Source organism: Myxococcus xanthus (assembly GCF_006402735.1).
Lineage (GTDB): Bacteria > Myxococcota > Myxococcia > Myxococcales > Myxococcaceae > Myxococcus > Myxococcus xanthus_A.
In genome coordinates this window covers 2,900,690-2,914,005 of the sequence record NZ_CP017174.1, presented here as the reverse complement: position 1 = coordinate 2,914,005, position 13,316 = coordinate 2,900,690, and the positions used below count along the sequence as shown (strand labels likewise).

12 protein-coding genes are annotated in these 13,316 nt (G+C 69.3%); 7 read left to right on the top strand and 5 right to left on the bottom strand.

Annotated features, from left to right (window positions below; translation table 11 throughout):
- Window positions 1–69 precede the first annotated feature (69 nt).
- Together BHS09_RS12400 and BHS09_RS12395 are read left to right on the top strand one after the other, a co-directional pair.
- Window positions 70–1,296 carry a coiled-coil domain-containing protein gene (locus tag BHS09_RS12400; protein ID WP_237080336.1) on the top strand — a complete coding sequence of 409 codons (1,227 nt, stop codon included), beginning with the start codon at window positions 70–72 and terminating at the stop codon, window positions 1,294–1,296.
- A 107-nt stretch (window positions 1,297–1,403) separates the two neighbouring features.
- On the top strand, window positions 1,404–2,591 hold the full coding sequence (locus BHS09_RS12395) for an EAL domain-containing protein (RefSeq protein WP_237078261.1): 1,188 nt from the start codon (window positions 1,404–1,406) through the stop codon (window positions 2,589–2,591).
- Here BHS09_RS12395 and BHS09_RS12390 read toward each other — a convergent pair whose 3' ends face one another.
- Complete coding sequence (locus BHS09_RS12390) at window positions 2,592–2,861, bottom strand: DUF6289 family protein (protein ID WP_140797964.1); 270 nt, start codon at window positions 2,859–2,861, stop codon at window positions 2,592–2,594.
- A 286-nt stretch (window positions 2,862–3,147) separates the two neighbouring features.
- Between BHS09_RS12390 and BHS09_RS12385 the strand changes: the two genes are divergently transcribed.
- Window positions 3,148–3,408 (top strand): hypothetical protein, encoded by a 261-nt coding sequence (locus BHS09_RS12385; RefSeq protein ID WP_140797963.1) that lies wholly within the window; start codon window positions 3,148–3,150, stop codon window positions 3,406–3,408.
- A gap of 386 nt (window positions 3,409–3,794) precedes the next feature.
- Here BHS09_RS12385 and BHS09_RS12380 read toward each other — a convergent pair whose 3' ends face one another.
- Window positions 3,795–4,331 carry a DUF192 domain-containing protein gene (locus BHS09_RS12380; protein ID WP_140800665.1) on the bottom strand — a complete coding sequence of 179 codons (537 nt, stop codon included), beginning with the start codon at window positions 4,329–4,331 and terminating at the stop codon, window positions 3,795–3,797.
- A 17-nt stretch (window positions 4,332–4,348) separates the two neighbouring features.
- Window positions 4,349–4,747 (bottom strand): motility regulator PlpA, encoded by a 399-nt coding sequence (gene plpQ, locus BHS09_RS12375; RefSeq protein WP_002639025.1) that lies wholly within the window; start codon window positions 4,745–4,747, stop codon window positions 4,349–4,351.
- 25 nt (window positions 4,748–4,772) lie between these two features.
- Between plpQ and BHS09_RS12370 the strand changes: the two genes are divergently transcribed.
- From BHS09_RS12370 to BHS09_RS12360, 3 genes are all read left to right on the top strand, one after another.
- The gene (locus BHS09_RS12370) at window positions 4,773–7,133 is read left to right on the top strand and encodes a gluzincin family metallopeptidase (protein ID WP_174260527.1); all 2,361 of its coding nucleotides are present in this window, start codon (window positions 4,773–4,775) and stop codon (window positions 7,131–7,133) included.
- Between the two features lie 66 nt (window positions 7,134–7,199).
- A complete protein-coding gene (locus BHS09_RS12365; protein ID WP_140789910.1) occupies window positions 7,200–7,727 on the top strand; it encodes a hypothetical protein in 528 nt (175 codons plus the stop codon).
- Window positions 7,728–7,798: 71 nt separating this feature from the next.
- Window positions 7,799–8,266 carry a nuclear transport factor 2 family protein gene (locus tag BHS09_RS12360; RefSeq protein ID WP_140797961.1) on the top strand — a complete coding sequence of 156 codons (468 nt, stop codon included), beginning with the start codon at window positions 7,799–7,801 and terminating at the stop codon, window positions 8,264–8,266.
- Window positions 8,267–8,279: 13 nt separating this feature from the next.
- On the opposite strand, the gene BHS09_RS12355 is transcribed toward BHS09_RS12360, so the two are convergent.
- Window positions 8,280–9,251 (bottom strand): homoserine kinase, encoded by a 972-nt coding sequence (locus BHS09_RS12355; RefSeq protein ID WP_140797960.1) that lies wholly within the window; start codon window positions 9,249–9,251, stop codon window positions 8,280–8,282.
- A 136-nt stretch (window positions 9,252–9,387) separates the two neighbouring features.
- Here BHS09_RS12355 and BHS09_RS12350 point away from each other — a divergent pair, with 136 nt between their 5' ends.
- A complete protein-coding gene (locus BHS09_RS12350) occupies window positions 9,388–10,971 on the top strand; it encodes a tetratricopeptide repeat protein (RefSeq protein WP_140789905.1) in 1,584 nt (527 codons plus the stop codon).
- A gap of 11 nt (window positions 10,972–10,982) precedes the next feature.
- On the opposite strand, the gene BHS09_RS12345 is transcribed toward BHS09_RS12350, so the two are convergent.
- Window positions 10,983–13,181 (bottom strand): Vps62-related protein, encoded by a 2,199-nt coding sequence (locus BHS09_RS12345; protein ID WP_161605148.1) that lies wholly within the window; start codon window positions 13,179–13,181, stop codon window positions 10,983–10,985.
- Between the last annotated feature and the right edge of the window lie 135 nt (window positions 13,182–13,316).

The following is a 13,316-nucleotide window of genomic DNA, read 5'->3' as shown; positions in this document are numbered from 1 at the left end:
GGCAGACCTTTTTCGCCACCCATGCGTGAAAGGAACAGTTCCTGCCCGGCCTACATCCGTGGGGAGTCGATGAACGCCACTCTATTGCAACTCCATCATCGCGAGGCCTTCGAGCAGACCGTGACGCGCGCGCTCACGGCGGGTGCCGGGGCCGGCGTGTTGCATCTGGCCATGACACGCGTCGGGGTGCCCCTGCCGTTGGCGTGGCTCGTCCCCGCCGCCGTCGTGCTCGGGTGTGCACGAGGCGACAAGTGGGACCGCGTGCTGCTCGGGGGCCTGGGGGTGCTCCTCACCGCGCTGCCCTATGCCCTGGGCATGGCCCCTGGCTGGACGGTGGCGTTCAGCGCGGCGGCGGCGGGGGCGCTGCTGGTGCGCTCGCGGCTCAGTGAGCGCGGGGAGAATGGCCAGGTGGCGGAAGCCCGCCCCACCCTCTTCCACTTCGGACTGGGCGCGGCGCTGTGCGCGGGATTGACGCTGGGCGGCATGGAGGTGTCCCGCGTCTTCTCCGCGCGACTGGCGGACCTGGCCGCGCCGGCGCTGTTGGGCGCGGGCGCGGCGGGCGGCATCCTGGGCCTCTTCGTGGGACTGAGCGCGGTGGCCGCGCACCTCGCGCTGTCCGCCGACCCGGTGGAGGCGCGCGTGGAGGCACTGCTGCCGCAGCTCGCCGGTGACTTCCATGCGCTGACCGAACGGGCGCTGAACCTGTATCGGCAATGTGGCCAGTCCCTGGCGAGGCTCCCGCGTGAGCCCGCGCGCGAGGAGCTGGCGCGCACCCTGGGGAAGATGACGCGCGACGCGGCGGAGCTCGCGTCCGAATGGGCGGGCGTGGAGGCCCAAATCGAGGAGCGCGCGCAAGCGGACCTCCAGGCCGAGCGCGACGATTTGGAGCGCAGCGCCCGCGCCAGCACGGATGCCGTCGCCCGGCGCCAGCTCGAACTGGCCGCGGCCTCCCTGGGCGAGGAGGTGGAGCGGCTGGGCGCCCTGAAACACCGGCGCGAGCGCATCCTCGCCCGCCTGAGGGTGGAGGTGGCCCAACTGGAACGGGCCCGCGTGGCCCTGTTGTCCCTCCGCAGCGGACAGGCCCAGCTCAAGGCCGCGGAGCTGTCCGCCCTGGCGCGCCGCTTCCGCACCCTCTCCTCCCTTCAGTGGGAGGAGGCCCAAGCCATGGAGGACGTATCTTCAATGATTCAAGGGGCTTCCATGCACTCGCCTTCGTTGGAAGCCAGACAGGCGGAGGGGGAGGAAAGCCTCGCGGCTGGCCCAGCAGGCGAGCAGCCGAGGGTCCGCGAGTCCTGAGCGACGGGTTCCGGTCCTGGCGAATTGCCACGCCGTGACATACGGCCCTGCACCTTCTTTCCGGGAGGGCATGGAGCCTGCGGTGGGTTCGGCTACAATTTCCACACATGAGCCTGCCCCTCTCCTCCGCACCAGCCCCCGCCTGGCTGTGGAAAGGTGACGAGCCGAGCGTCACCTCGGTGTTTCAGCCCATCGTGGACTTGCTGCGTGGTGAGGTCATCGGGCACGAAGTGCTCTCGCGGGGACCGGGCGAGTTCCGCGAGCCGCACGTGCTCTTCACGCAAGCGCGATTGGAAGGCTACACGTGGGAGCTGGAGCGCGCGTGCTGGACGTCCGCGCTGCGCTGCATCTCCACGCTGCCGGAGGCGCAACGCAGCGCGCCCTTCTTCTTCAACGTCAGCCCGGATGTGCTGAGCGACCCGCGCTTCGGGGATGGCTCCACGGAGGAGCTGCTCGCGCGCTACGGACTGAATCCGAAGAACCTGGTGCTCGAAATCACGGAGAAGGCGGCCTTCGAGGACAACGCGTTGCTGCAGCGGCTGACGCGACAGTGTTCGGCGCTGGGCTTCGGCATCGCGTTGGATGACTTCGGCGCGGGGCACTCCGGGTTGGTGACGCTGGTGAACAGCGCGCCGCAGTTCATCAAGCTGGACCAGGCGCTGGTGCGGGACATCCACCGGCACAGCTATCAGCAGCACCTGGTGAAGTCGCTGGTGGCCTTCGCGGCCAGCGTCAACGCGACGCTGATTGCCGAAGGTGTGGAGACCTGGGACGAGCTGGCCGTACTGCTGCGGCTGGGCATCCGGCACGCGCAGGGCTACCTGGTGGCCCGCCCCGCGCCCGTGCCCGTGCTCCCCAGCGTTGAGTTCGAGGCGCGGCGGCATGAAGCCATGCGCGCGCTCGACTTCCGCGAGGACGAGGACGACGACACGGTGGGCAGCATCGTCATCCGCCGCGTCTGCGTGGAGCGGCCCGTGCCGACAGAGGAACTGGAGCGGTTCTTCCAGCAGAAGGCCGACGTGGACCACGTCGCCGTGCTGCATGGCGAGCGGCTGGAGGCGCTGGTGTTGCGGCGCGTGACGGCCACGAAGGGCGCGGCGCAGGTGGCGCCGCTCATCGTCGAGGACCGGATGGCGCTCACCACCCTGGCGCGGCTGGCCATGGAACGCGCGCCCGAGGCGCTCTATGACCCGGTGGCTGTCACGGATGCCCAGAAGCGGTTCCTGGGCACCGTCACCATGCAGCAGCTCATTCGCCGCGTCACGGAGCTGCTGGAGCGGCACACGCCGGCCTGATTACGGGCACGGCTGCGGCGCGATGCGCACGACGCGATAGTCCGACTTGTTGCCCCAGTTCACGCGCGGACCGCCGCAGGTGCAGCCCGACTGCCCGACGAGCTGCGTATGGCCGCTGTCCTGGTAGAACTCGTACCAGAACTGCAGGGCACACCCGGCGAGCGCTTCCTCCTGAGTGTCGAGGGACAGCTCGGCGTCCTCCTGCTCCACGCCGCCACAGCCCGTCAGAAGTCCCGCCACCAGCGCCATCCGACCGATACGTCGAATCATCCGCAGACAAGCCTCCTGGGTTGAACGGCCGTCAGCGCAGTTCCGACATGGCGCTGAATGCTCTGACTGCAATGGTGTCAAGGAGCGCCGATGCTCCGCCCTTCTCCACATGGCTTGGAATTCAATCCTGCCCCTTGCGGAAGCCCCCCACTGCCTTGAGCACATTCCAGACGCCCATGAATGGCGGACCGGCCTCTCCCCGTGCTGCCGACAACGTTACTTAGTGATACTGAACAGCGCTTGCCAAACCCAGGCGCGCCCCCTCTGCCTGCGGACAGGAGCACCCTTGAGCACGAAGCGGTACTTCAAGCGAGATGCAGAATCCGAGTACGGAGAAGGCATCTGCTACATGGAGATCACGGGGGACTGGCCGAGCCGGCAGATTGAAATCTACGGAGAAACGTGGCTCTGGGGCGACGAGAAACACCTCGAACACCTTGCGGATCAACCGTTCGAGGTTCTCGACCTGGGCGAGGAGTCCGAAATCCCATCTGAGGAATTCGAACGCGCCTGGCAGGAGGCCATGAAACGCACCCCGCCGAAATGAGGCAGGGCTCACTCAGCCCCGAAGCCTGGCCTTCTGTAGCGCGTTCCAATGGGCACCGATGCGCGACGCCAGCGACTCCAACACGCAGGGTCCCGCGGTCAGCAGCGTCGCCTCAATCTCATCGAGATTCGCCCACCACGCCGGGGCTCAGCTTGTCCCGTGAGAGAAAGCCCGACACGCGCTGCCCCCCAGGAACCTCCCAGACGACCACCGGGCCGCGCATGGAAACAGGCCTGGACCGGCGCGTGCTCGCAGAGTGGACATGCGGCGGGCATGTGCTCGGGACGGCCTTCCGAGGCCTTCCGCAGCGTCGCGTCCAGCGCGTCGCACTCAGGTCCGTCATGCCACGCCGGCACTTCCGTAGGCGTGGAGGTCATGAACGTTCCTCAGGGCGCGATGTCCAAGCCCGCCACGCCCTCGAAGCGGACGGCGCTGCCCTTGCGGATGCCGACCTTCTCCGTCCAGCCACCGGGCACCTCCAGCACGTACTGGCTGGGCACGCCCACGGAGCGGGACTCCAGTGAGCGAGGCACCGCGCGCGACACGATGCCCGCGATGCGCAGGTCCGAAGTGATGAAGATCATGTCCAGCGAGATGAGCGTGTTGCGCATCCAGAACCCCTGGACCTCTTCGTGCGGGAAGAGGAAGAGCATGCCCTTGCCCTCCGCCAGCTCCTTGCGCCACATCATGCCCCGGGCACGTGTGCCCGCCGTCGCGGCGATCTCCACCTCCACCCGGTGCGCCCCGCCGAAGGCATCCTCCAGCCGCACATGTCCTCGCGGAAGCGGCTGCATGACGTAGTCCTCGGCGGTGACGTCGGTGACGCGCGGACGGGGCTCGGCGGCCTTCGGCGTGGCACGGGGCGCGCTGCCCTGCGCCTCCTGCTGGCAGGCCGATGCCAGCAACGGCACCGCCACCACCATCCACCGAAGGCCGTGCTTCATGAGTGCGAGTGCAGCGGCTTGTTGAGCAGCTTCTCCGTCAGCTCGCCGCCGAGGCTGTCGGACATCAACCCTTCCACCACCGTCTCGAACTCCACCCGCTGCGCTTCGCTGCTGTAGATGAAGCGGATGCCCATGCCGGGCTCGTCCGCGTCCGCTTTGGACCAGACGACCTCGCCCAGCAGCTCGAAGGGGGCCTCCCGGTGTGGCACCGTCAGCTTGAAGAGGAAGCGCGTGCCGATGGGCAGCGGCTTCTTCGTCTTGATGAACGTGCCACCCTTGCTGATGTTCTTCGTGTAGTCCGCGAAGAACGAGTTGAGCTTCTTGTAGTCGACCTTCAGCTCGATGGGCGCGCGCCCGTTCTGGCGGTGCTCTGGACCTGTCTTCTGTTCGGACATGCTGGCCGGGAGTATAGGAGAGGCCATGCGGCAAGTCCTCACCCGCGCCTCTGGCCTGTTGCGTCGCCCCGCCGTCCTGGCCACCGTCCTCCTGCTCGCGGGCGGGGGCTCGGCGCTCGTCCTGCTCCCCCTCTTCGGCGTCCCGGGCTTCGAGCTGAGCCTGGCCCTCTCCATCGCCGTCGGCCTGCTCGGAGGGGGGATGGGCATCGCCGCGGCCGCCCAGGAGCGTCGCATCCTGCTGGGCACCGCACCGACCCCACCGGGCGCCCTCCGGCCACAGACGCCCGGCGGCGCGGTGGCCCGGGCCCTGGGCGCCGCCCTGCTCCTCAACGTCGGCGTCCTGGTGCCCCCCTTCCTGGTGGCCACCCTGTTCGCCTGGTTGCGCACCGCGTGTGACCCGTTCGCACTGGTGGGCTTCTATCCGATGCTCACCCTCCCTTCGGCGGCGCTGGCCGCCTCCGCGGGCGTGCTGTGCGGCTTCTCAGCCGAGCGCCCCCGCCGGGCCGTGGGGCTGTACGCGCTCCTCGTCCTCGTATCCGCGGTGCCCACCGCGTGGCCCATCGTCGCCGGGCCCCAGGTGTTCGCGTTCAACCACTTCCTGGGACACATGCCCGGGCCCCTCTACGACGAGGCCCTGGGTGTCTCCGCCGCGCTCGGCTGGTTCCGCCTGGAGACGCTGCTGTGGGTCACCGTGCTCGCGGGGCTCACCTGCGCCCTGCTGGACCTGGGCACCGGGCGCCTTCGCCGGACCGGCCTCCGCCGCGCAACCCTGGCCGCCCTGGTGCTGCCCCTGGCCGCCATCGCCTTCATGGAGGCGCGCGGCCCCGCCCTGGGCCTGCGGATGACGGACGCGTGGCTCACCCGGGAGCTCGGCGGCCTGCGGGAGACGGAGCACTTCGTCTTCCACTACTGGCGAGGCAAGCCGCGCGAGGACGTGGACCGCTTCGCGCGGGATTTGGAGTTCCGCTGGGCCCAGACGCGGCACTTCCTGGGCGTGGCCCCCACCGAGCCCATCCACGTCTGGCTCTACCGCGACGAGCATGAGAAGCAGCGCCTGGTGGGCGCCGGCCGCACCCAGTTCGCCAAGCCCTGGCGCCACGAACTGCACATCCAGGACCGGCCCTTCCCTCACTCCGTGCTCCACCATGAGCTGGCGCACGTCATGGCAGCCCCCGCGGGCAGTGGCCCCTTCCGCGTCACCACCCGGCTGGGCGTCTGGCCGTTGATGGGCGTCATCGAGGGCTTCGCCGTCGCCGCGGACGGCCCGGTACAGGGCGACCTCACGCTGCACCAGTGGGCGGCGGGCATGCGGCGGCAGAAGCTGGCCCCGGACATGCGCAAGCTGATGGGGCCGAAGGGCTTCTACCAGTCGGCACCCGCGCGCGCGTACACGGTGGCGGGCTCGTTCCTGCGCTACCTGGCGGACACCTATGGCGCGGACCGGCTGCGGGCCGTGTATGCCCATGCGGACTTCGACGCCGCGTACGGACGTCCCCTGGGAGAGCTCGTCACCGAGTGGGAGCAGTACGTGGACGCGCTCCCCCTGGACGAAGCCTCTGTGGCGCGGGCCTTCGCGCGCTTCCGCACCGGCAGCCTCTTCACCCGCGCCTGCGCCCGCGAGGTGGCGCGGCTGTCGGACTCCGCCCGGCAGGCGCTGGCGAGCGACCCCGAGGACGCGCTGGAGCGCTACCGCCGCGCCGCCGAGCTCCAGCCCGAAGAGCCCAGCTTCCGCATCGGTGAGGCCGTCGCCCTGTCCCAACTGGAGCGATACGCGGACGCGGACGCCGTGCTCGCCGCGGTGGGCGAGCGCATGAAGGGCCAGGCCGTGCTGGAAGCGGAGGTCGCCATGGCGCGGGCGGACGTCGCGCTGCGCCGCGAGCAGCCCGGCGAGGCCCGCCGCTTCCTCGACACCGTGCTGTCGAAGGACGCCGGGCCGGAGCTGACGCGCACCGCCCAGGTGAAGCTCGCCGCCATGGAGGACGCCGCGCGCCAGGCCCCCATCGACGCGTACTTCCGGGCCGGCCAGGACGAGGTCCGCCTGTTGCTCCTCGCGCGCGCCCTGGCCGCAGTGCCCACGGACCCGTTCCTCAACTACCTCATGGGGCGCCGGTTGCAGCAGGTGGGCTCGCCCGTGCTGGCCACGGGCTACCTGCAACAGGCCCTGGCGGCGGAAGGCCTGCCGGAAGCGCTCCGCCGCGAGGCCCTCCGCATGCGGGTGGAGTCCGCCTACCTGTCAGGAGACTGCGGCGCGGTGCGGCACGAGGTCGGTGCACTACCGGACTTTGGCGCCGCCTTCCGGGCCTCCGCGGACGAGTGGCGGGAGCGCTGCGACTTCGAGGAGAAGACCTTCCGCGGACTGCTGGTGCCACGACAGGCTTTCCGCTAGCCACGCTTTTCGGCTAGGCAGGCAGCCAGACAGCGGTGACGTGCCAGCCTGGCAAGGAGGACGTGGATGCGTTTCGAGTCGCGGCATCGGATTCAGGGGACGGTGGATGAGGTGGAGCGCGCGCTCCTCGACGAGCGGTACTTCGAGTTCCTCCTCAAGCACCACGGCGTGCTGCTGGAGCTGCAGCCCCTGGAGGTGAAGCCGGACGGAGACGTGGTGCGCCGCCGCGTGCGCTACCGCCCCAAGCCCGTCATCGAGAAGATTGGCCCCAAGACGGTGCCCCCGGAGTGGTTCGCGTTCATCGAGACGTCCACCTATGACAAGCGCCGCAAGGAGCTGACGTTCGAGAACATCCCCACCTCGAACAAGATCTCCAAGATGCTGGTGAACACCGGCACCATGCGCTTCCGCGACGTGGGCGGTGGCCAGACGGAGCGGGTGATGGACGGTGAAATCTCCCTCAAGCTGCCCTTCCTCCTCAAGCCGCTGGGGCTCATCGCGGAGAAGGTCATCCAGGCGGAGGGCCTGAAGATTCTCGACAACGAGGTGCCGGTGCTCAACCGGTTCATCGCCGAGGTCATCCGCCCCGGTTAGTCGTCCACCCGCCCCCGGCGGGGCCTGGGAATGGGTTGACTTCCGTTGGGTTGTCCCAATAAGGCCCCGCCATGCTCAAACGCTTCCTCGCCTTCAGCGTCCTGTCCCTGCTGGCCGCGTGCGCCCCGAAGCGCATCCCCGGCACGGACATCGTCGACAACTCCGACACGCGCGCCATCCTCGCGGTCATGGAGCAGTACCGCACCGCGCTGGAGGCCCGGGACGCCCAGGCCATCCAGGCGCTCATCTCGCCTTCGTTCACGGATGACGGCGGCACGCCGAGCGACCCCAGCGACGACCTGACGGCGCAGACCCTGGTGCCCTACCTGGAGCGGGTGTTCCCCCGCATCCAGGGCCCTCGCATCGAGCTGAGTGTCCGCCGCATCCAGGTGGGCGAAGGCGTGGCCGCCGCCATTTACTACTGGAACGCCTCCTGGCGGATGCCGACGCTCCACTCGCGCCCCATGAAGGAGTCCGAGCTGGAGCAGATGGTGTTCCGCAAGGAAGACGGCACCTGGAAGATCATCACCGGCATCTGACGCCGTCGGGCCCTCACAGGCCCAACAGCGCGGCGAAGCCCTCGGGCCCCATGGCATTCAATGCCCGGGCCCGGTTGAGGTAGGTGCGGTAGTCCTTGCGCACCAGCTTGTCCGCAGGCAGCGGGGACAGGTGGTAGTCGCGGATGCGGCTCGCCGTGAAGCGCACCGCCCCGTAGAGCGCATGGCCGAAGAGGTTCGTGCGCTCCACGGCGGACAGCGGCCGGACGTCCACGTAGCCGCGAATGAAGGCCCGGCACAGCTCCGGCAGGTACTGCCCGCCGTCGAAGCACCAGGCATTGAGGGTGATGGCCACGTCCAGGCCGTAGTCCTCCCGGCACGCCATCTCGAAGTCGAAGAAGGCGCCCACGCGGTCCCCCAGCCACTTCACGTTGTCCATGAAGAGGTCCGCGTGGATGACGCCGCGAGGCTCCAGCCCCTGCCGCACCGTGCGCGACGTCTCCAAGTCGCGTTGCAGCTCACGCGCCACGGCCGCCAGCTCCGCGTCCGGGTGCGCCGCCAGCGCCTCCAGCCAGCCGCTCACCGTCTCCGGTCCGTAGGGATTCTCCCGCGAACCGGAGAAGGACTGCGTGTCGCGGTGCAGCTTGCCCAGCTCCGCGCCCAGCTGCTCCAGGTGGTCAGCGGTGAGGGCCGGGTGGCGCAACTCCTCGCCCGGCAGCCAGCGGAAGACGCTGACGCGGCCGCCCTCCAGCTCCAGGAAGGTCGCGCCGTCACGCGTCGTCAGCTGCACGGGCCCGGGGAAGTGGTACGCGGCCAGGTGCGCGAGCAGCGCGGATTCGAAGCGCAAATCGTCCGCGGAGCGCACCGTGGAGTGGCGCACGAAGTAGCGCCCGCTCTGCGTCTCCACGCGGTGGTTGGTGTTGATGGAGCCTTGGGGAATGGGCGTCACCTCACGCACAGCTCCGAGCCCGAATGCCTCCGCGACCCGCTCGAATGCCTCAAGGGGTAGCGCCGTGTGTACCGCCATACCTCTGACCTCCATCGTCCGTGTTCACGCCGCCGCCCCCCGTTGACAGTCCAGGGGACCGTTCCTATCTGAGCGCGGCTTCTATACCCGGCACTACGGCCGGCGCACATCCAACTCCAGCGCGGGGGACAGGTCCATGGGCACCGAAGGGCGCAAGGACTGGCAGCGGCGCGAAAGCCTCACCAGCGCGCTGGTTCAGGTGGGCGTGGTGGCGGTGCTGCTCGCGGGCGCGGTGGTTTTCTTCGTCCACCGAGGCACCGTCCGCAAGCAGACGGAGGAACACCTGCGCGCGGCCCGCATGGCCGCCATGCGTGGCAACCCCGCTGACTTCGCCCGCGCGATGACGGAGCTGGAGGCCCTGTTCCAGCTCGACGCGGAGGCCCGTGACGCCCAGGCCCTGGCCGCCGACATCCAGACGGTGCTGTGGCTGGAGCACCGTCAGCCCGGCGCGGACGCCAAGGCCCGCGAGCACCTGTCCCGCGCGGTGCAGTTGGAGTCGCAGTCCGGCGAGCGCTACGGCGCCCACGCCCTGCATCTGCTGGCCGCGGGCAAGTCCGCCGAGGCGGAGCAGTACCTGGCCGGGCTCGAGGCCCGCGGCGCCAACAACGCCCGGCTGACGCTGGCCCGGGCCCTGGCACTCCAGGCGCGCGGCGACCTTCCCGGCGCGAGGCAGGCCTTCGCTCGCGCGGCGGAAGCGTCCTGGCGCGATCCGCGCTTCACCACCGCGTACGGCGAGGCCCTGATGGACGAAGGCCAGTACCCGCAGGCGGTGGAGGCCTTCGCCAAGGCCACCAGTGTCAACCCGGACCACCTGCTGGCCCGCGTGTCCACCGCGCTGGCCCACACCTACCAGGGGCGCAAGACGGAGGAAGCGCAGCAGGTGCTCTCCGGCATGGAGGCCCGGGGCGCGGAGCTGACGCCCGGACTGAAGGCCCGCGCGGGCGCGCTGAAGGCGGAGCTGGCGCTGGCCCGCGGCGCGCCTGACGAAGCCCTCTCCGCCGCGGACGAAGCGCTGAACGCCGTGCCCGATGAGCACTACGCCCTCTTCGCCCGGGCCCGGGCCCTGGCGGTGAAGCGTGACGCCCAGGCGCGCGCGGCCTTCGAGGCGGCCGTGGCCCGGCGCCGCAATGCCCCCCTGCTCTACCTGGACGGCGCGCGGGCGCTGCAGGCCGCGGGCGACAACGGCGGCGCGGTGGCCCTGCTGGACGCGTACGAGGCCACCTTCGGCCCGGTGCAGATCACCACCCCGGACGGAAAGAAGGCAGGCCTCTTGGAGAAGGACGGCCGCTACTGGCTGGCGCGCGGCGGCGTGCTGGAAGCCGCCTCCCGTCAGGACGATGCCCTGGTCGCCTACGACAAGGCCCTGGCGGCACGCGGCGTGGACCTGGCCCGGGCGCAGTACGCCAAGGGCGCGCTGCTGCTGGCGCGCAAGGACTACGAGGGAGCCCGCCCGCTGCTGGCCGCCGTGGCACCCGACAGCGGCGCGGGCACGATGGCGGAGGCGTATACCGCCATGGGGGACCTGCTCTTCGCGCAGGGCGAGCACGCCGCCAGCTGCCAGCACTACTTCTTCGGCCTCGCGCGAGCCCGGGCGCAGGGCACGCCCCGCGAGGCGCTGGCGGAGCGCGTGGAGGACATCCGCAAGCGGCTGGAGTCCGCCGGCCAGGCCAGCATGGCCAAGGCCTGGAAGGCGGAGTCGGGCTCGCTCCTGGAGCCGTGAACCCCAGCCCGTTATTCGAGGGTCATGTATGCCGGGTCAGCCACTCGCCGCGTCATCAGCGAGCCAGGGCCCCCACTGTTGACACAGTAGCCCGTCGGATTGCCACAACCGGCCTCGGGGTTGCCCCAGTAGACCGACATGTTCATCCACTCCAGGCCGCCGATGTAGTTCCCCCGCGCCTGCCAGGCCATGGGCACCACATGATTCCAGGTCTCCCACGCGAGCCCCGCGCTGGTGTCATCCGCCAGGAAGTCGCCGTTGCCGATGGTCTCATAGATATGCCGGGCCGCGTCCGGGTAGAGGCCGTGTGAGCCCTTCGCGGAGTAGGTGACCGAATGCCAGCCCGTGAAGGCGAGCAGCTTGTCGCCGAACGTGAAGGTCTGCCCATTCGCGTGCTGGCTCAAATAGACTTGCGACGGGCGACCATCGACGAAGCGGACGGTGAAGTGCTCCCAGTCCCCCACGTGGTTGCCAAAGGTGGAGTACCCACCGACGCAGCCAATCCCGCCGATATAGACGCCGATGCACACCCGCTTCCCGTTGTTGTAGGGGTAGAAGGACCAGTAGAGGACGTCCGTCACACCAGCCATCTGGCCCGACTGGGGCCGCGAGATGATCTGCGCATAGACGGGCACGGACGTCTGGTCCGGCCGCTGCCCATCGAGGAAGGCAGGGTCCGTGCATGAATCACAGCCCAACGGCTGATTCGTCACCAGGTGCCCGTTCACCTCGTGGACATTGGCGAGATGGAACTCCGTGCTGGACGGGAAGTAGGACTCGTCCGCATGCAACCAGATACGCGGCGCGAAGGAGACGACGGTCCGCGTATCCACCGCGCCCCCCCGCAGCTCCTCGTTGACCGTGGCGCTCTTGTTGAGGACCCAGTAGCGGCTGCTCCCTCCCGTGTCGCTGTGACTCGGCCGGGAGATGAACGTCGACGCGAGCAACCCGCGGTGGTCCTTGGGGACGGCCTGCCAGAGACCGGCGTCCCGGTCCGCCCCTGAGCCACTGTCCGTCCAGAGCGTCTGCGGGTCGGCGGCCAACACATACGCGCTCTTCACGCAACGAATCAGCTCGGTCGAAGGCTTGGAGTATCCCCGCACCGCGACGTGGCCAAGGCAGGTGTAACCCACCGGCGCGACAGGCTCCCAGAGCGAACCATCCGAGTCGCCACCCGAGCCCTTGTCGTTCCAGGTCAGCGCATAGTCGGTGGGCCTCGCCAGGAGGTCCCCCTCACCACGGACCACGAACGACGCCGACGGCGCCACGCCATAACGCGTCATGCCCACGTCTCCCAACGAGAAGAAGCCCGGGTGTTGGGAGAGGTCGGGGCGCCAGATGGCGATGTTCGACGATGCCCCCGAGCCCCGGTCGTCATAAATCCAGGTGAACCGGGTCACCGGCCGAAGCTCGAGCTGCTGCGAAAACCGCAGGGGCGCCTTGTCCGAGGACAGGGTGAAGTCACCAGCCTGCCCCGTCGCGGCGGTCGCGGCGACCAGCTGGTAGCTCCCAGGATTCAGCGCGACGCTGAGCTGCGCGTTCTTCCCGCCACCACTGTGGTCATCCTCGGCCAGCACGTTGCCATTCGCATCGAGCAGATAGAGGTAGGTGTCCACGGAGGAAGACAGCTTGACTGTGATGATGTCCGTGGGCCCCGCGAAGTCCAGATGGAAGGTCGGGTTGCCAGCACTGGAGGGATTCTTCCCTCCGGAGGCTCGCCAGTGGCCATAGACGATGTTGCCGTTGAAGCCCGCCCTGCGCTCCCCCAGTTGCGTCTTGAAGCCGTAGTCCGAGGTGAGCCCACCGCCGATCGAGCCGTTACCCACGCGGAGCCAGCACGAGCGCTTGCCTTCGTTGAACGTCCCGCCCGTGCAGCTCGAGTCGTTGGAACAAGCGGTGTAGCACTGCGTCGCGCTGGTGGTGCTGATGAACCGGCGTTCGCCCGTCCCCCAGAAGGTCGCGCCCACGGTCATCCGGCTACGGAAGAACGCCTCACGCTCCGCGTCCCCCACCTTGAACGCCTGGTCCGTGGGGATTCCGCCACCAATCGCCCCGCTCCCGGTGCGCAACCAGCAGAGGCGCTTGGCCGGGTTGAACGTGCCCCCAGTACAGGACGGGTCGTTGAAACAGGCCGCCTGGCATTCATTGCCATGCGAGGTGGGGTAGGTCCGGAGCCCCCCCGTTCCCCAGAACGTCGCGGCGACAGTCATCGGAATGTACCCCGCCTCCACGGAGACTTCCGAAGTGACCTCGTGAACCGGCCCGTCAATCGCTGACAGGTCCTCCGGACCACATGCCATCGCCAAGGACAGAGAGGCTGCGACAAGGCCCCATGGTGAAAAGTG